Source organism: Bacillus sp. SCT118, assembly GCF_058566435.1.
The window spans coordinates 2,050,285-2,070,136 of the sequence record NZ_CP191225.1 but is presented as its reverse complement, the minus strand read 5'-3'; the positions used below and the strand labels follow the sequence as shown (position 1 = coordinate 2,070,136).

The following is a 19,852-nucleotide window of genomic DNA, read 5'->3' as shown; positions in this document are numbered from 1 at the left end:
TCAAAAGTTAAAGATCTTTCACGAGATCTTCGATGCTAGATAATGCAGACAACGTTAATTCCTTATTGCTGAAATCGCTCAGTGTTTTTTCGCGTGCTTTTTTCTGCGAACAATGCTCAATCGTCTCGATAAGATGCCTGTGAAAACGATCCATAAAGCACTCAATTGAGTGTTTGCTGAACACTTGGGTGTATACCGCTTTTACTTGAAGCCGTCCGTCCGTAATGAGAGCATTGATGTCCAGCTCATACTCTCGTTCTCTCTCACCCGCTATTTCGTAACTGGGCTGGTAATATGATAATTGAAACGTTTCAGCTTCCTTCTCTTCGCTAAATTGACCGAGATAATTAAAGCTGACCTCAGGCTCTTTATGCCGCAGTTCTCCTATGTGTGTTAACAATCCGTATCCAGTTCCTTTGTTCGGTACTCTTCTCAGCATATCTTTTGTCGTCTTAATTCGGTATGCGAGCTGATCCTCGAAAGGCTCGGGAATACCCATGTCTAGCAGAATAGGATAAATGGAAGTAAACCATCCAACTGTCCTTGAAATATCAATGTTTGGCACATGCCCTTCTCTACCGTGTCCCTCAGTGCTGATCACGATTTGGTCATGCCCAGCCCATTCAGAAAGCGCCATTCCTAAAGCCGTAAGCAAAAGTTCGTTGGCATCAGTGCCATAGGCTTGCTGGGTTTCAAACAGCAATTTTTCAGTCCAGTCCCCAGATAGTACAAACGCTGCTGCGTCGCTGTTCATTTGGAGTCTGTCCGGCACATTTTCTATGTCCTTAGGAAGAAAAGCAGTGTGAGCGTCTAAAATCGTTTGCCAATACGTTTTCTCTGAAAGCAATTGCTTACTTTCAGCTATTTGGGTAAGACCATCGGCGTAGGATAAATAAGAATCCGTTTTTGGCGGTAATTGGATTTCTTTCTTTTCTAAGGCCTGTTGATATGCTGCAGCTAAATCCTCAAGCAGAATTCTCCAAGAAACGCCATCTATCACAAGATGATGAAGTGCAATCAGCAAATGATCCCCTTCTGCCGTTTTAAACAAACCTGCTTGCAGCAAAGGCCCTTTTTCTACATTCATTTTGCTTTGAATGACGGTTTCCTCAGCGGCAAGTTTTTCATCAAGGTGAGTCCTTTCCAGCGATGCTTTTGTCCAATCTGAAATATAAAGGCCAAACAGTTCATGATCCTTGTGATTGATTCCGCGATTAAACTGAATGACATGGCCGTTTTGGTCACGTTGGAAAATCATGCGAATGGCATCATGATGCTCGGTTATTTTACGCAGCGCTAGATGAAGCGCGTTAGCATTGAATCCTTTTTCACTGAAAAGCATGACGGACTGGTTGTAATGATTGTGAAAAGCATGAACCTGTCCGAAAAATCTTCGCTGAATCGGGGTGAGTTCAGCTTCACCTTCCGCAGGTCCCTGGTCCGCTTGAGATGCCAATGGTGTGATATGTCCGCATAGTTCCTGAATCGTTGAATAACGGAATAAGTCGCGTATTGTCATGCTCCAGCCTTCAGCTGCCAGACGTGCTGCCACTTGTAATGCTTTAATTGAGTCTCCGCCAAGCTCAAAAAAGGAATCGTGAATGCCGACTCGTGACATGCTCAGTACATCTTCCCATATATACGCCATCGTTTTTTGTATGTCGTTAACTGGTGCGGTATATGGACGCGATAACACATTATTTGGAACCGGCAAGGCATTTCTGTCCAGCTTTCCGTTTAGGGTCAGCGGCATGTTTTCTAAAGGAATCAGATGTGCAGGAATCATATACGCTGGCAGCTCCTTTGTTAAAGCAGCACGGAGAGCATTCGTATTGACGTCTGAAGGCACAATATATGCTGCCAAACCAGCCTGTCCATTTTTATCATGCTGAACGGCAACAGCAGCTTCTCTGACAAGCCCCGTTTGAAGCAGAACACTTTCAATTTCTTCTGTTTCAATTCTGTATCCATTTATCTTTACTTGATAATCCATTCGGCCAAGAAGCCGGATCGTTCCGTTTGGAAGCCAGCATGCTCGATCACCGGTTCTGTACAGCCTTTCTCCAGAGACAAATGGATTTTTTGTAAATTTCATTTGCGTTAAGTCAGGTTTCTGATGATAGCCTTTCGCAACACCTGCCCCGCCGATGCACAGCTCGCCGGCAACACCGATCGGCTGAATTTGATCAGTCTGGCTGAGTACGTACATGTGTACATTCGGCAGCGGGCTGCCGATTGGTACGTTATCTCCCGTACACTCTCCACCCATACTGGTTTCATAAAAGCTCGAATCAATGGTTGCCTCTGTGACACCATAGCTATTAATAATGCGCATGCTTTGGCCAAAGCGATCTGTCAATGTTTTGAAATCTTGAGCTTTCACCATGTCGGAGCCAAGAATCAGTATGTCTAAGTCAGGAAGCTTGAACTGGTTACGGTATACATACTCCATCACCGGGATAATGAGAGCCGGTGTCGACTCCATCACCGTGATTCTCTGAGAGTTCATGATTTTATATATTTCAGCAGGTTCCAGCCGTGTTTCATCTGGGCAAACGATTAGAGTCCCGCCGTTGGTCAATGTTCTCGCCAAATCTCCTGAGAAGACATCGAATGAAAAGCTCGCGATTTGAAGCAGTCTGACAGGCTTCCGATCCAGCTCATAAATTTGACGCCAAGCAAGAGCAGCATGAGTAAAGTTCCGATAGGTGACAATGACGCCTTTAGGCGCACCCGTCGTTCCTGACGTATAAATGATATATACCGGCTCTTCAGGAGCAGGAGATAAGTTAAGGTTGCAGCTATTTTCTTCATAAGAGCTTTCATCGTCAAGGCAGATATGAGACATCTCAGATTCAGGCAAGTTTGAAATCAAATGCTTCAACTCCTGCTGTAAAAGAAGAATATCTGCCCCGCTATCACGAAGAATGTATTCAATACGAGCTTTTGGATAATGTGAATCGATCGGGATATACACTCCGCCAGCTTTCATCACTGCCAGCACTCCAACAATTGCATCGATGGACCGCTTGGCTAAAACAGCCACAGTTGGCTTCGGTCCTTTTCTGTTTTGCAATGTTCGTGCCAGACGATTGGCTCTTTCATTTAGAAATCGATAGCTAATCTCTATTTCGTTATCAATAACAGCTATATGTTCTGGAATTTCTTCAGCTTTCGCTTCAAATATGCGATGAAAAGGAACATCTTTTTGAGCAAATTCAACTTGAGTTTTGTTAAATTCAAAGACTATTTTTTGTTTTTCTTTATCACTAAGTATGTTTATTTGTGCAAGACTTGTTTCAGGGGTTGAAAGTGCCGCATGCAGAAATTCGATAAAATGATCAGCCCAGCGTTCAATTGTAGCTTTCAGGAATACTTCTGTACTAAATTCCATTTCGCAGCAAATAGATCCATTTATTTCAGTAGCTATTAATGTGATATCAAATAAAGATATGTGATGTGCGAAATTGGCAGGCCGGACTTTTATTTCTCTCAGATCTATGTCTTGTTTTTCCACATTTTGAAGGATAAACATCGCATCAAACACTGGGTTCCGGCTCATATCCCGTGTCAATTCAAGCTTATCGACAAGCTCTTCGAACGGGTAATCCTGATGCTCAAAGGCTTCCAATGCTGTCTCACGCACTTCCTGCAAATACTGTACAAACGGCTTCCCGCCCTCCGGGCGCGTCCGAAGCGCCAGCGTGTTCACAAACATGCCGAGTATCGGCTCAAGATCCTTGTGCGGCCGGCCGGCAATTGGCGAGCCGACGATGATATCTTCCTGTCCGCTTAAGCGTGACAAGAACGCGGTGTAAGCCGCAAGGAGCACCATGTACAGTGTGCTTCCGTTTTCTCGTGCCAGCTTGTGAAGGCCTGATGCAACCTCTTGATCCAGCGTAAATGAGACCTTGTCACCCGCGAAGCTTCGCACCGGCGGGCGGGCATAATCAGCCGGAAGATCCAGCACAGGCAGCTCGCCCTCGAGCTGCTTCAGCCAGTACGCCTCCTGCGTTTTGTACGCGTCTCCTGTTTTGAATCCTTCTTGCCATACGGCATAATCTTTATATTGAATGTGCAGCGCCGGAAGATTCCGATTATTGTACAGCTCGCCGAATTCCCGAATCAGAATGTTGACGGAAACACCGTCTGAAATGATGTGATGCATATCAACCAGCAACAGGTGCCGCTCATCTGATACCTTTACGATTTGGGCACGGAACAGCGGCGCTTGGCTGAGATCAAACGGTTTGATAAATGCGGCTGCGGCCTCCTGTTCGGTTCGTTCGCCGAGAACTGTAGTCTGTAACGTAAACGGCACCTCGTCATGGATGCGCTGCACCGGATCGCCTCCTGCGTCCTGTTCGAAGGAGGTACGAAGCGACTCGTGGCGCTTGATCAGCTCTTTGAAAGCTCTGTCCATCCTTTCAGGGTTGAGCTTCCCTTCGAGCTCTAACACAGCCGGCATATTGTAGCCTGTCCCTCCGTCCTCCAGCTGCTGAAGGACATAAATCCGCTTTTGGGCAGAGGAAACCGGATAGGTTTCCTGTTTTTCAGCGGGCTTAATCGCTTCATATGGACTGTCCGTTCCTTCACGGATAACGGTAGCCAGTCCTTCTACTGTCGGATGGGCAAACACATCTTTTAGCGGCACCTGTACATCGAATTCTTTGGCGATCCGTGAGACAAGCGCTGTTGCTTTTAAGGAATGCCCCCCGCGGTCAAAAAAGTTGTCGTGAATCCCGACAGGGCCATTTTTCAGCACGTCCTCCCACAGCTGAGAAAGCTTCATCTCAGTCACGTTTCTCGGCGCCGTGTAGGTCTCCGCATCTGCCGCTCCGCCAGGAGCTGGCAGGGCGTTTCGGTCGAGCTTTCCGCTTGGTGTAACCGGCCACTGTTCCATTTCTATCATATAGGCTGGGACCATGTAGCCCGGCAACAGTCTCTCAAGCTGCGCTCGGACTTCGTTTCTTTGGAGCCCTTCTACATAAGCGCATAATTCCGGCTCCCCGCTGTCTGTCCGTACGGTAACGGCCGCCTCTCTTACACCTTCTATACTTCTTAGTGCCGCTTCAATTTCTCCCGGCTCAATCCGGTAGCCGCGGATTTTCACCTGATCATCCAACCGCCCGAGGAATTCAACATTCCCGTCAGGGAGCCAGCGCGCCACATCCCCGGTTTTATACATGCGTTCCCCCGGGTAAAACGGGTCCTCAAGAAAACGCTCCTCCGTTAATGCCGGACGATTCAAATAACCTCTGGCAACACCCGCTCCGGCAATGTACAGTTCGCCGGCGACACCAGAAGGCTGTACGGCTAAATGCGGATCTAAAACATACAAACGCGCACCGGGTACGGGCTTTCCAATCGGAATCCGCAAACGGTCCCTGTCCCGTTCTGGATCCAACACGTAAAATGCCGCGTCTACCGTGGCTTCTGTCGGCCCGTAACCATGGATTAATGATACCTGCGGCAATACAGAAGCAAAACGGGCTGCCGTACGCGGCGCAAGCGGTTCACCTCCGGCGAATACACGCTTCAGGCTTGTCCCGTCACCGAGCGCTAACATTTCCGCTTGATCGAGAAAGCTGTTCAGCATAGCCGGAATAAAATGAGCCGTTGTCACTTTTTCCTGATGAATGGCTTGTATGATCAATGCGGGGTCTTTTTCCCAGCCGGGCGGAAGCAGATACGCCGAAGCACCGGAAAGAGCCCACCAAAACAGCTGCCACACAGACGCATCAAAGGAAAAAGAGGTTTTCACCATGACAATGTCATCTTCCGAAAGCGGAAATTGGTGCTGCATGCCGGTCAGAAAGGAAACAGCCTGGCGGTGCTCAACGGCCACTCCTTTCGGCTGCCCGGTAGAGCCCGATGTATAGATGACATAGGCGAGTGAACCGCCGTCAGCAGGAGTAAACTCATGGTTTTCTGCTTTTTCGCTCGCAAGAGATGTCATGTCCACTTCAAGCGTTTCGCCAGAAAAGTTCGGTGCGGAGCATCCCGGCTGTGTCAGCAAGAGCGATGCCCCGCTGTCTTTCAGCATGTAGCTCAGCCGCTCCTTTGGATACGCAGGATCAAGCGGCAAATAGGCCCCTCCTGCCTTCAAGACAGCAAGGACAGCGATCAGCATTTCAGGTGAGCGTTCAGACAGGACACCGACGATACTTTCGTTTGTGATGCCGCGTGCCGCAAGGTGCGCAGCCAGCCGGCTGGCGTACATGTCAAGCTCAGCGTATGTCAGCGAACCGCCTGAAAAGCGAATGGCCAGCCGCTCCGGTGTGAAAGCTGCCTGTCGCTCAAACAGCCCATGCAGGGTGAAAGCTTTAGGCGAAACAGCTTCCGTCTTGTTAAACTCACACAACAATTTTTGCTTTTCTCTTGTATTCGTCATATCTAATTCTTTTATAAAGCTGTGCGGATGGTGAAGGGCGTTTTCCAGTATGGTAAGCAGATGAGATTGTATTCGTTTAATATCCTCAAGAGAAAACAAGGTATTTTGATAGTCGAAATTTAATTGAATGGTTCCATTGTCTATCCGTTCTTGTATTTGAACTGAAAGCTCGTTCGCGGTGTATCCGCTGAAATAAAGCGCTGTTTCATAGTCAAAATCATCTGCATTATGCCACTGAAGTGGCTGATACTGCATAGATATACCGATAAGGTTGTGTAAATCCTTCTGTTCATTTCTTAATTCATTTACAAGCAAATTATAAGGAAACCGTTGATGACGCATAACAGAAAGCTGTTCCCTGCCTATTGTGCGGACAAAGGAAAGAAAATCTGTGTCAGGATCAACCGTTATTCTGATTGGAAGAGAACTAACGAACATGCCAAGCATTTCTTTTTCAGCCTTTGACCCTCTGTTGCCATAGTAGGTGCCAATGGCAAGATCTTTTTTAGAAGTGATTCGGCTGATGCATATGTAAAATGAAGCCATAAATAAGGAAATGATATTGATCTTGTGTTCTTCGCAGAAGATTCGAATCGTTTGCTCTAGATCAGGTGAAAGAATGATGGTGTCTCTGGATGCAGATGTGCTCTGTTTTTGTAAGGACGTCTGGTCGGCTAACGAGTGGTATTCCAACGGGTGCTCAAAGGTTTGCGTCCAAAATAAACGGTCCTTTGCAAACCGCGGAGATTGTAGATATTGACTCTCTTTTTCGATGTAGCTCAAGTAAGAAGGTTCCGGCTGATCAGGTAAAGGATCTTTCTTTTTCATTTTTTGATAAAGATCTATAATTTGATTTCCCATCACGTTTAAAGAGATTCCATCCATTATGATATGATGGAATTTCGCAAATAGCCAAACTTCATGAGAGTCAATTCTAAGGAGGTAAAATTGATAAAGAGGCGAGTTGATCAGTTTAAATGGAATGCTCGCTTGATCCTGAATCCATTGCTCTATTTCTATCATTTCAACATTTGAAAAATCAATTATTCTAAGTGGATAATATTTATATTCAGTAAGGTGCAATCGCGGCTCAAGCTCTTCTCCTTCTAACAGCTGAAATCTAATGGCGTCGTTGCGGGAGATGGAATGATTCAGCGCTCCCTCCAGAGTATCAAGCTCAATATTGCCTTTGAATTTCACACAGGCTGTGAGATTGCAAATGCTGGTATTTGGCTCCAGCAGTTCGGTAAACCACACTCTCCTTTGGGCATGGGTTAAAGAATAAGTATGTTCGCTCAACGGATTCCCTCCAGTTCTCATAATAAGAGGATAAGAAAAAGTAGAAAAAAGCAGAAAAATGACAATAAAAGAAATTATATGACTATATAATCCATATATGCACTATATTAACGGATATTTTTTAAAGTACAATAAAAAACATTAAATTTTTATAACATTTTTTTGAATATAGTATTATTTCTTTATTTTTCGTTTCTTTTTTTATCAAATTTCCGGATATAAAGTGATAAAAGTATTGTTTTACATAAGGTCTTATACACTACTTTTTAATCGAACTAATTTGCTTTTGTGCATCATTCTTCTAATTGTTGGAAGGTTCGACAAAGCGTTATTACAGACATAAAAAAACCTGTTTTCTCTTGGAAAACAGGTCTGCCGCTATTATTGACTCGCCAAAATGACAGCGATTTGATCCTCAATATCTTTTCCATCCTCTTCATCAATCAATCCATTTAGAAGAATAGAGAAAACAAGTTTTTTTCCGCTCTTTGTTTCTGCGTACCCAGATAGAGAGCTTACCGTACTGAGCGATCCGGTTTTTGCTCTTACTTTTCCTTGTGCAGGAGTGTCTTTCATGCGGTTTCTCAGCGTTCCGCCCACCATTCTGTCAGGATTGCCCGCAACAGGTAAAGAATTTAGATAAGCCGAGAACCAACTCTGATCCTGAATGTCATATAACAGCTGTGAAAGTTGATCTGAGGATACAGCATCAATATGTGAGATTCCTGATCCGTCCCTTAAGACGAGTGATTTAGAATCAACACCAAATTCCGGAAGCGTACTGTTTAACACTTCGAGCCCCTTTTCCCAGCTCCCTTCTCCTTTTTTCACTTTCCCCATCTCTTTTACGAGGACTTCGGCATGTCCGTTATTACTTAATTTCATGAACGGCACAAAAAGTTTCGATAAAGGCATTGAGCGAAGAGAGAGCAGCACATCTGAAGAACTAGGTGCTTCACCCGTCTTGATGTCCCCTTTCACAGTAATTCCTTGTTTTTTTAGTGACTGCTTAAATAAATCTAAGGCATATCCGGCAGGCTCCCAGACAGAAATCCACTCCTTTGTCTTGTTTGCGTCAACCGGTACGCTCCCTTCAATTGTAATCGTGTTTGTTCCATGCTCTCTTTCGATTGTGAGGTCTTTCTCTGAACCGGCAGCAGTCGTTTTAGCATCGTTCTTTATCGTTATATAATCGGTTTTCGGAGAGACAGACACGGCAGGCTTTTCCCCTTCTTTTTGATTTGGGGTGACCTCAACAATCACAGTGCCTGCATCATAGTCTTCGTTTGGAGACGCTGTTAGAGCGGAGATTGGCGCGCCATAATATGTGTATTCATCGCTCCAAGGCATATCAGGTGATAATCGCATGTCATCATACCACGTATCATCACCGATCAGATTGCCTTTAATTACTTTTACGCCGGAATGTTTCAATTTCTCAGCCATTTTGTCAAAATCAGATGGTAAAAGTGTCGGATCGCCTTTCCCTTTCAAATAAAGGTTACCATTCAGCTTTTTCCCTTTCAGTATTCCATCCGTCCGGACCTCGGTTGTAAAAGAATAGTTCTCGCCAAGGACAGAAAGTGCCGCGGCCGCTGTCAAAAGCTTTAGAGAAGAGGCAGGCCTCATTCGGGTGTCTCCTGAATGTTCATATAGAACAGCACCTGTTTCCGCAGAGCGAACGGTGATGCTGGCCATTGCGCCTTCGAGGGCAGGATGATCAGCTAAAATCTTATCGATCTGCCCGGAAAGTGCATCTTGTTTTTCAGCGGCAAGCGCAGCCTGATGCATATAAGGCACCGAAGCAACGACGAAAAGCAGTAAAACAGCAACATAAAGCTTTATGCTTTTTTTCATTAATTTCCCCGCCTCTCTGCGCTTCATCATTGGCTATTGATGATTCAGTTCAATGGTGATACTGCTTTTAGCTGTCGTTTCTTCTCCCGGCTCCAGCACTTGTAAACCAGTGAGTGACGAAGGTAAATCAAGATTCACTGCGTTTGTCACCCATGTGTAAGGTTCAGGGCATAAATACCCTTGTTTTCCGTCCGCATTGTATACAACCCAATGTTTAAACTGTTCATCTGCCTTATAAATAATGCTGATATGTGCATGCTGATGATAAATGACTGCCTGGTTTTCTCCGCCCCTCTTCTGATAAGAAGATAAAAAGACATTATCCAGCTGCTTGTGGCGCAAATCCATTCCTTCATGCAAAGCTTCTTTATTCGGTACATCCATCAGTTTCCCGGTCGGCAGCAGGCGTTCATTTAACTCCCATTGCTGATCTGCTGTCAGGGAGAATAACGAGCTTTCTGCCGGAAACACAAATGTAGTATGATAACCAATTCCCCAAGGAAACGCTTCCTTTCCTTTGTTCATGACCGTCGCATGTTTAAACAGGGTATTCCCCTTGATCATGTATGTCATCCGAACGACGGCATGGTGAGGAAATTGCTTATACACATGGGGGAGCTCAGAAAGATCAATTTCTGTTTCAACAATCACTTCTTCATCAGTTTTCTTCGCGGTCACTACGTTCCACTTTTCATGGTAAAGAAACCCATGAAGATGGTTGTGTTTATCCTTCTCGTTGATATCAAAATGATACGTTCTGCCCCGGAAACTGAATGTACCGTCACTTATGCGGTTAGGCGGGAACAGGATTGGAATGCCGTACAATGTTGGTGTGTCGTGAAAACTTTCTGCTGTTTCCGGTTCACGCAAAAGCTGGACTTTTGTTGTTTTGTCCACGAGAGAAATGACGTTGCTCCCCCACTCAGGGACAACAATCATTTCTAGATGTTCGTTGCCCGCTTTGATGGCCGGCGTTCCCAAATACGTGATTTTCTCAATAAAGTTTGCCATGTTTACTCAACCTCTCCTTGATTCATTGCTAGTATAAGAATTCAATGTACTGTACCATATTTCCTCCATTTTATATTTTCCCCTATCAAATAAAAAAACACCGTTCAAACTTATGAACGGTGTGATTCGGAGGCTATTGGATGAGACGTGTGATTTGTTTCTTTTTCCAGACGAATTGATAATACCCATAAATCAACAGCAAGCTGACGGCAAACGCAGCTGGATAACCAACCCAGACGCCGAGTATTTCAAGCTTTGTATAGTGAGAAAGGACGAAAGCGACAGGCACCTCTACTCCCCAGATTGCAAAAATACTGATGACGGTCGGCCATAAAACCGTTCCGCTTGCCCGCATCGTTGCAGAAATAATTTGGGCATTTCCAAACAGCAAATAGCTCCACAATGTAATCATCAAAAGACGGTGCGCAATGTAAAGCGTCTCTTGCTCGGTTAAAAATAACGATAAAATCTGATGTGAAAAAACATAGATCAGAATGATCAGTACGCCGCCAATGATATAATTCAGCCAAATCCCCACGCGAATGACCTGCTTTAAGCGGTCAAACTCGTTTGCCCCGATCGATTGCGCAGCGAAAATAGAAACCGCAATACCAAGGCTGACGGCCGGCATCTGTACATAGCTGGCCACCTGGTTGACCACTCCGTATGCAGCTGTTGCATTAGAGCCGTAATGATTGACGAATGAAATAACCGCTATTTCTGATAATGAGACAAGAATCATATTGATGCTTGCTGGGACCCCAAGACGCAGCAGGAGAACCAGCAGTTCCTTATCCATTTTCAAATAACGACGCACTGTTTTATCAAATTGCAGCGGGTGTTTTCGCTTTCGTAAATACACCATTAACACGAGAAAAGTCGCAATCGTGGAAATGACAGTTGCATATGCCGAGCCGTATATGCCCAGTTTCGGAAAACCAAACATGCCAAGGATTAAAACAGGCAAAAGCGCGATGTTGATGACCGTGCTCACAATCAGCGTATAAAACGGTGTCTTGGAATCTCCTGTTCCGCGCAAAAAGGTAGTATATGCAAAATATAAAAACATAAACGGCATAGCATAAAATAAAATACGTGCATAGTTAGCGCTGACATGAATGACATTTTCAGGCGTGCCCATTAAACGAAGGATATCCAGGGTGAAAATACTGCCGATGACGGCTAACACAACGCCTAATAAAAATGTAAACGTGAGCGTCGTTCCGACAACAGCCTTTAGCCGTTCCTCATTTTTCGCTCCGTAAGCTTGTCCGATCAGAATCGAACTTCCTGAACCGATCCCAATCGTAAATGAGATTAAAAGAAAAAATAACGGGAAAAAGGATGATACAGCTGCCACTGCATCAACACCGAGCCATCTGCCTACAGCCATCATCCCGACTAGCTGGCCGACTGATTGCAGCACATTGCTCAGCAGAAGCGGCACCAAAAAGAGTGACATCGACCGCCAAACTGATGATTTGCTTTTCTTTTGAGTTACAAGAGGTTCTTGTGATGTTTCCATATTAAAGGACTCCTTTATTTGAAATCGTTTTTAAACATGCCCTCATTTTTTGACAAAAACAGGATATGTAACATGTTATTATTCATCATTGCACATATGAAACCCTTCCCGATTCTTCTAATTTTACACATCTTTTTAGCTTATGAAGAATAAACTAGCAAGTAATGGCGTATTTTTTGTGAGTAAAAGAATAAAAAATAATTTATGCAAAAGTATTGTAATCTACCCGTAATCATTGTAACATTTGTAATATAAGAGAAAGAGATTTTGAAGGAGAGAGCGATAATGAAAAAATGTCTTCTATTTCTAACAACCATTGCACTTATTCTGTCATTAAGCACAAATGCATTTGCGAAAAATACATCAGGCGATTTATCACAAAAACAAGCATTACAGTTGGCATTATCCGCTAGAGAACATTTTTGGAACACCATGAGCGGCCACAATCCGAAGGTGAAAAAAGCAGTTTGCCCATCAGGCACATTCGAGTATCAAAATCTTCAATATGTATACATGTGCAGTGATCTAGGCACTAAAGCAAAAGCGGTGAATTACTTAACTCCTATTTTTACAAAAACAGCAATCGAAAAAGGCTTTAAAGATTATCATTTCACTGTTTCAAAAGGAAAACTTGCTGTTCCAATCGGTGACGGAGACAATCTTTTGAATTGGAAAAAATCAACTGCTAAACTGGTCTCTAAAAAAGGCGGCACAATCACATACGAATTTACCGTCCCTACTTTAGACGGATCCCCTTCTGCAAAACGGAAAGTGACATTCGTGAAAGAAAATAAAAAATGGAAAGTCAATCAATTTGACGCAGTTATATAAGAAAAACGCCCGGTATAAGCGGGCGTTTTTATTTGGTTTGCATAAAGAAAGACAACAGGCAAAAAGTGCCTGTTGTCTTTTGAATATAACGCTCTAGGAGAGATTCGAACTCCCGACCTGCAGTTTAGGAAACTGCTGCACTATCCGCTGTGCTACTAGAGCTTTTGGTATTTATATAGTAGCTCTGATGATCAATATTTTCAAGCGATTTGTATTAAAGCCCTCCAAAAACCTTATATGCGGCTCTTGTCGTATCTTCATCAATACCGATATACCGCATTGTAATTGATGGTGATGAATGATTCAGTATTCTCTGCAGCTCGGCGATGTCTTTCGTTCGCTGATAAAAATGATAGCCAAACGTTTTCCGGAGTGTATGTGTCCCTATCTCCTCAAGTCCGCACGCCGCAGCAGCCTCTCTTAAAATTCTGTAGGCCTGAATGCGGGAAATCGGCTTCCTGGTCCGCACTGATTTAAAAAGATATTCGTTTTCCTTCATGTCTTTCGTATACTCGTATATTTCCTGTTTCAGCGATTCTAAAATAAGAATCTTTCTTTTCTTTTTCGTTTTGCTTTCAGTCGCCCATAAATGATCTTTATTTTGAACGTCCTTCACTTGCAGCGGCAGAATATCAGAAATGCGGAGCGCGCTGTTGATGCCGAAAATAAACAGAAAATAATCCCGCTTGTTTTTGTTAAGCAAATACTGTTTGACTTCTTGGATTTTCTCTAGACTGCGAATCGGCTGTACAATATGCATCAAAAAACTCCTTAAAAACCGTTATGTAACGTTTTGAGGTCTATGTTACTATTATAGCTGAAAAACGTTGAATGTCAAAGTGCGGCGGCGTTTATGTAACATAATATACATAGTGTTACATAAGCTTTTAAAAAAGCTTCCTCAAACCTTCACCCTATAAAATAAGCTTTAAAGCCTCTTATAAAGCTTTTAACCTCTTGGATACTTATCCCCCTACTAATCATCAAAAAAACTCTTAAAACGAAATCTGACGCTCCTAATTTTCTGGAGCTTCCGCAAAAAACATACAAAAAAAGACACAATTTCAAATTGTGTCCTAATCTTCATCCTTTACATCAATATCTTCCGGGATTGGTTCATTTAATATTTCCTGCACCTGTGCTTTGTAATTCTCCAGCTGTTCGAGATGTGTTTTGAACTGCTCCTTATAAATCAAAAATTGCTCCCCGTCATGAACGGCTCTGATTTTCCCTTCGAGCACCAAGCTTTTAATATAATCCTCTGAAAGATTTGTATATTCTGCTGTTTCTTCAATCGTTAAATACATATAGCAGTCCCTTCTTAATCCGTATGCTGATTCTAATATAGCACATGGCTCATATCAATATAATCAATTTTGCACAGAAAAACGGCTTTATGTACTATATAATATACCATTTGTCACTTGTGAAAACGCTGTAATTTTTTTACGCTAAGATTGTAACAATACAGCTTCATATAGGAGGGAGAACATGAAAAGAACGTGGAACGTCTGTTTAACAGCTCTGCTTAGTGTTCTGTTAGTCGCTGGAAGTGTCCCTTTTCACGCGGAAGCTAAAAAACCGCCCAAAAGCTACGATGAGTACAAACAAGTAGATGTTGGAAAAGACGGCATGGTTGCGACCGCACATCCTCTTGCTTCTGAAATCGGTGCTGATGTGCTGAAAAAAGGAGGAAATGCTATTGACGCAGCGGTTGCCATTCAATTTGCACTCAATGTAACAGAGCCGATGATGTCAGGTATTGGCGGCGGCGGTTTTATGATGGTGTATGACGGAAAAACGAAGGATACAACGATAATCGACAGCCGTGAGCGTGCTCCAGCAGGCGCAACCCCTGACATGTTTTTGGATGAAAACGGCAAAGCAATTCCCTTCTCTGAACGTGTGACAAAAGGTACTGCCGTTGGTGTTCCAGGCACGCTGAAAGGGTTGGAAGAAGCCTTGGATAAATGGGGAACCCGTTCAATGAAGCAATTAATTACCCCTTCTATTAAACTCGCTGACAAAGGCTTTCCGATTGATTCAGTGTTGGCAGATGCCATTTCTGATTATCAGGAAAAACTTTCACGGACTGCCGCAAAAGATGTATTTTTGCCAAATGGCGAACCGCTTAAAGAAGGAGATACCCTTATTCAAAAGGATTTGGCTAAAACATTTAAGCTTATTCGCTCCAAAGGCACTGACGCTTTTTATAAAGGAAAATTCGCCAAGGCGCTTTCTGACACTGTCCAGGATTTCGGCGGATCAATGACAAAAAAAGATTTAGAAAATTACGACATTACAATTGATGAACCGATTTGGGGAGACTATCAAGGCTATCAAATCGTTACTACTCCTCCTCCAAGCTCCGGCGGTATTTTCTTATTGCAAATGCTGAAAATCCTTGATGATTTTAACCTTTCACAATACGATGTCCGCTCATGGGAAAAATATCAGCTGCTTGCTGAAACGATGCATTTGTCATATGCCGACCGTGCGTCTTACGCAGGTGATCCCGAATTTGTAAATGTTCCTCTCAAAGGCCTGCTTCACCCCGATTATATTAAAGAACGCCAGCAATTAATCAACCTAGATCAAGTGAATAAAAAACCGAAAGCCGGTGACCCTTGGAAATACCAAGAAGGATCAGCAAACTATAAACAAGTTGAACAGCCGAAAGACAAAGTAGAAGGCCAAACAACCCACTTTACAGTTGCTGACCGTTGGGGAAATGTTGTTTCCTATACAACAACAATCGAACAGCTGTTCGGAACGGGTATTATGGTCCCTGATTACGGAGTCATCCTAAACAATGAATTAACGGATTTTGATGCGATACCAGGCGGAGCTAACGAAGTACAGCCAAACAAACGGCCTTTAAGCAGCATGACCCCGACGATTTTATTTAAGGATGACAAGCCTGTCCTCACTGTTGGATCTCCTGGCGGGGCCACGATTATTTCATCCGTTTTGCAAACCATTCTCTACCACATTGAATATGGTATGGAATTAAAAGCAGCTGTTGAAGAGCCGAGAATTTACACAAACAGCATGAGCTCTTACCGTTACGAGGACGGAGTTCCTAAAGATGTCCTCAGCAAGCTAAACGGCATGGGCCACAAATTCGGCACAAGTCCGGTGGAAATCGGAAACGTACAAAGCATATCGATCGACCATGAAAACGGCACCTTTAAAGGCGTAGCTGATTCAAGCAGAAATGGCGCAGCGATCGGCATTAATTTAAAACGCAAATAAAAAGAAAAAACTGTACTCGCTTCAAATGAGTACAGTTTTTTATGCAGATCTTTAATAACAACGGGCATTGCTGATGCTCTGTATCCCTGATTGCAATCCAAAATGACAGAATGATGACTGCTTCTTTGACAAACGTCTTTATTCTGCTAATGCCCGTCTATCTTCATCTTTTCATTTCGTTTATCTCATCAAGAAATGTCTGAAACGCACTCGTAATAAAAAAGTCTTTCCTGTATATAAAGACGATCTCTAAGTCTTGATATGCTGGTGGCAGTTGATGAATCCACACATTTGTACGATGCTCGGAGCAGTCAACAGCGGACTTTGGGAGCAGCGCCGTACCCATCCCGGCGGAAACACCTTTTATAATGGCCTCCAATGTGCCAAACTCTATGATTTTTTGATTGTGTATGCCTGCTTCCTCTAGTAATCTTTTGACCCTGTCACGATGAGAACAGCCAGCCCCAAAAAGGAGCATCGGCTGCTGAAGCATGTCTTCTGCCGTCCCTTCTCGTGATGAAATCAAAACTAATTCATCATGGGAAACATGGAGTTGTCTAACTGCAGCGTGTTCAACCGGCCCATATACAAAAGCGCCATCAACTTTATGATCAAGAACCTGTTGAATCAAATGATGCGTATTAGCTGTGTTCACTGATAAATCCACTTCAGGAAAACGCCTGAGGAAGGATGCTGCATGCTCAGGCAGATGCGTTACCGCCGTCGTTTCCAGTGATCCGATCCGCAAAGGCCCTTTTGGTTGCCTGCTCATTCGGGTCGATTTTTCAGCTTTGTCTAACAGCGATAATACTTGATCTGCATATTGTAAAAGATTTTCTCCTGCAGCAGTCAGCTTCATCCCCCGATTCGTTCGATGAAAAAGCCTGATATTCAAATCTTCCTCAAGCTTATGCACTCTGGCTGTCACATTCGACTGAACATAATTCAGCATTTGGGCTGCTTTCGTTATGCTTCCTTCGCGGGCAACAGCCTGAAAAATCTTTAAATCTCCGCTTTCCACGCGCTCTCACCTGCTTGCTATGATGAAAAGTGATATTAGCTATCATATTTGTTCATTTTACTCGAAGAAAACCGCTATGTAAAATATGTAAAGATATGAAAATACAATTCAATGAGGAGGCAGACAGCATGAAAGCTGTAATTCACAACGGAAAAGCCGGTCTTCTGGGGTTATCAGTTCAGGACGTTCCATCAACAAAGCCTGGATACGGAGAGGTAAAGGTTAAATTAAAATCCGCGGGCCTGAATCATCGTGACTTGTTTCTTATGAAAAACAAATCTGAACAAGATCCTCACATGATACTGGGTTCTGACGGCGCGGGTATCATCGAAGAGATTGGTGAAGGCGTGAAAAATGTTACTGTTCAGACAGAAGTAGTCATTTTCCCGACATTGAACTGGGATTTGACAGAGAATGTACCACCTGTACCTGAGATTCTGGGAGGTCCTTCGGACGGAACACTTGCTGAATATGTGATCATTCCTTCACAAAATGCAATCAAAAAACCTGCTTATTTATCTTGGGAAGAAGCGGGCGTTCTACCTTTATCCGCATTAACTGCATATCGGGCTCTGTTTACAAAGGGGCAATTAAAAAAAGGCGAGCATCTATTGATACCCGGCATCGGCAGCGGTGTGGCAACCTACGCTTTATTGATGGCTAAGGCGATTGGGGCAACAGTAAGCGTGACCTCCCGCAGTGAGGAGAAAAGAAAAAAGGCGCTGAAATTAGGTGCTGATTACGCATTTGACAGCTACAGCAATTGGGATGAGCAGTTGCAGGGAAAAAAGGCGGATGTTGTTCTTGACAGCATAGGACCTGCTCTCTTTTCGGAATACTTCCGCCATGTAAAACCAAATGGCCGTATTGTCAGCTTTGGGGCAAGCTCAGGGGATAATCTCAGTTTTCCGGTGCGTTCTCTATTCTTTCCTCAGGTCAATGTTTTGGGAACCTCGATGGGAAGCGGTGAGGAATTTCAAGCTATGCTCGCTTTCATTGACAAACATAAGCTGCGGCCTGTAATTGACCGGATATACCCTTTAGAAAAAGCATGTGAAGCATATAAAAGAATGCAGGAAGGCAGACAGTTTGGAAACATCGGGATCGTAATGGAATAAAAAAAGAAACCGGCCTGGCAGCCAGACCGGTTTCTCTTATATGATAATCCCCTTTATTTACGGAAGAACTGAACTCCCCATCAAATATCGATCCACTTCACGCGCCACTTCACGGCCTTCATTAATCGCCCATACGATTAAGCTTTGGCCTCTTCTTGCATCCCCTGCGGCGAATACACCATCGATATTTGTTTGATAATCCCCATATGCTGCACTGATTTTGTTATTTACTGAATCAACACCGAACTGTTTCAACAGCGGCTGTTCTGTGCCTTCAAAGCCGATAGCGATAAAGACAAGCTGAGCAGGCCATACTTTTTCCGTTCCAGGCAGCTCGCGGAACTCGTATTTTCCATGCTCATTTTTCACTTTTTCCATTTGGATGGTATGAAGCTCTTTCAGCTTTCCGTTTTTATCCGCAACCATTTTTGTCGTTTGAATGGAGTATTCTCTCGGATCTCTTCCGAATTTTGCTTCTGCTTCCTCGTATGCATATTCAAGCGTAAAGACGTGTGGCTGTTCAGGCCACATATTGTCATTCGTGCGGGCTGGCGGAAGTTTCGGGTGTTTGCCGAATTGGTGCACGCTTTTGGCTTTTTGACGCAGAGCAGTAGCCACACAGTCAGCTCCTGTATCTCCGCCTCCGATTACGATGACATCCTTCCCTTTGGCATCAATGAATTGCTTGTCTTTAAAATTAGAATCTAAATAGCTTTTTGTTGCAAGTGTCAGGTAGTCCATCGCGTAATGGACTCCTTTTGAGTCGCGTCCTTCAATTAAGAGGTCCCGCTGTTTTTGAGCGCCTGTGCATAGGATCACAGCATCAAATTGCTCCTTTAGCTCATCAGCTGTAATGTCAACACCGATTTCTGTGTTCGTGACAAAATCAATTCCCTCTTGCGTCAGCAATTTAATTCGGCGTTCTACAATGCCCTTCTCAAGCTTCATGTTTGGAATGCCGTATGTTAAAAGGCCGCCCGCTCTGTCTGCTCGTTCAAAAACAGTGACGGAATGTCCCGCTTGATTCAGCTGGTCAGCACTCGCCAGTCCGGCTGGACCTGACCCGACGATGGCCACTTTTTTGCCTGTTCGTTTTTTTGGAATTCTAGGTTGAATCCAGCCGTTCTCAAATCCTTTATCGATAATGGTCCGCTCGATGTTTTTAATTGATACGGCCGGATCTGAAATCGCTAAAGTGCATGATCCTTCACAAGGAGCAGGGCATACCCGCCCTGTGAATTCAGGAAAGTTGTTTGTTTTCAACAGACGTTCCAATGCTTCCTTCCATCTGCCCCGGTAGACAAGATCATTCCATTCAGGAATTAAGTTGTAAATCGGACAGCCGGATGTAAATCCGTTAATGTCAGCACCGATCTGGCAAAACGGTGTACCGCAATCCATGCACCGCGCCCCTTGCCGTTTCGATGCTTCTTCTGAAAAAGGAGCAGAATATTCTTTCCAATCCTTTAAGCGAGTGAGAGGGTCCCGCTCCGCAGGTTTTTCTCGTTTGATCTCCATAAATCCAGTTGGTTTCCCCATGT

General features: G+C 44.0%; 11 protein-coding genes and 1 tRNA gene. 3 read left to right on the top strand and 9 right to left on the bottom strand.

The features are described 5' to 3' along the window. Positions 1–7 precede the first annotated feature (7 nt). From ppsA to ACQVGT_RS10840, 4 genes are all read right to left on the bottom strand, one after another. Positions 8–7,693, bottom strand: coding sequence for a plipastatin non-ribosomal peptide synthetase PpsA (ppsA, locus tag ACQVGT_RS10855; RefSeq protein WP_015483296.1), 7,686 nt, complete (start codon positions 7,691–7,693; stop codon positions 8–10). A gap of 381 nt (positions 7,694–8,074) precedes the next feature. Continuing rightward, positions 8,075–9,550, bottom strand: a complete 1,476-nt coding sequence (dacB, locus tag ACQVGT_RS10850) for a D-alanyl-D-alanine carboxypeptidase/D-alanyl-D-alanine endopeptidase (RefSeq protein ID WP_015483297.1) — start codon at positions 9,548–9,550, stop codon at positions 8,075–8,077. Between the two features lie 33 nt (positions 9,551–9,583). After that, positions 9,584–10,561: an aldose 1-epimerase gene (gene galM, locus ACQVGT_RS10845; protein ID WP_015383798.1), complete on the bottom strand. Its 978-nt coding sequence runs from the start codon at positions 10,559–10,561 to the stop codon at positions 9,584–9,586. A gap of 133 nt (positions 10,562–10,694) precedes the next feature. After that, positions 10,695–12,086 (bottom strand): MATE family efflux transporter, encoded by a 1,392-nt coding sequence (locus ACQVGT_RS10840; protein ID WP_015483298.1) that lies wholly within the window; start codon positions 12,084–12,086, stop codon positions 10,695–10,697. Between the two features lie 285 nt (positions 12,087–12,371). Between ACQVGT_RS10840 and iseA the strand changes: the two genes are divergently transcribed. Then, on the top strand, positions 12,372–12,917 hold the full coding sequence (gene iseA, locus ACQVGT_RS10835) for a DL-endopeptidase inhibitor IseA (protein WP_014479968.1): 546 nt from the start codon (positions 12,372–12,374) through the stop codon (positions 12,915–12,917). 89 nt (positions 12,918–13,006) lie between these two features. Here iseA and ACQVGT_RS10830 read toward each other — a convergent pair. The 3 genes from ACQVGT_RS10830 to ACQVGT_RS10820 all read right to left on the bottom strand — a co-directional run bounded on the left by ACQVGT_RS10830 (position 13,007) and on the right by ACQVGT_RS10820 (position 14,224). Beyond that, positions 13,007–13,079: transfer RNA gene (locus tag ACQVGT_RS10830), tRNA-Arg, on the bottom strand. Between the two features lie 52 nt (positions 13,080–13,131). Then, on the bottom strand, positions 13,132–13,677 hold the full coding sequence (locus ACQVGT_RS10825; RefSeq protein WP_003231473.1) for a site-specific integrase: 546 nt from the start codon (positions 13,675–13,677) through the stop codon (positions 13,132–13,134). A 316-nt stretch (positions 13,678–13,993) separates the two neighbouring features. Continuing rightward, positions 13,994–14,224 carry an excisionase family DNA-binding protein gene (locus tag ACQVGT_RS10820; RefSeq protein WP_015383799.1) on the bottom strand — a complete coding sequence of 77 codons (231 nt, stop codon included), beginning with the start codon at positions 14,222–14,224 and terminating at the stop codon, positions 13,994–13,996. 184 nt (positions 14,225–14,408) lie between these two features. Between ACQVGT_RS10820 and ggt the strand changes: the two genes are divergently transcribed. Next, on the top strand, positions 14,409–16,172 hold the full coding sequence (ggt, locus tag ACQVGT_RS10815; protein WP_015383800.1) for a gamma-glutamyltransferase: 1,764 nt from the start codon (positions 14,409–14,411) through the stop codon (positions 16,170–16,172). 163 nt (positions 16,173–16,335) lie between these two features. Here ggt and yofA read toward each other — a convergent pair whose 3' ends face one another. Continuing rightward, a complete protein-coding gene (gene yofA / locus ACQVGT_RS10810) occupies positions 16,336–17,193 on the bottom strand; it encodes a LysR family transcriptional regulator YofA (RefSeq protein WP_015483299.1) in 858 nt (285 codons plus the stop codon). A gap of 128 nt (positions 17,194–17,321) precedes the next feature. On the opposite strand from yofA, the gene ACQVGT_RS10805 reads away from it, so the two are divergent. Beyond that, positions 17,322–18,311: a zinc-binding dehydrogenase gene (locus tag ACQVGT_RS10805; protein WP_015483300.1), complete on the top strand. Its 990-nt coding sequence runs from the start codon at positions 17,322–17,324 to the stop codon at positions 18,309–18,311. Positions 18,312–18,368: 57 nt separating this feature from the next. Here ACQVGT_RS10805 and gltD read toward each other — a convergent pair whose 3' ends face one another. After that, positions 18,369–19,850, bottom strand: coding sequence for a glutamate synthase small subunit (gene gltD, locus ACQVGT_RS10800; RefSeq protein ID WP_014476983.1), 1,482 nt, complete (start codon positions 19,848–19,850; stop codon positions 18,369–18,371). Between the last annotated feature and the right edge of the window lie 2 nt (positions 19,851–19,852).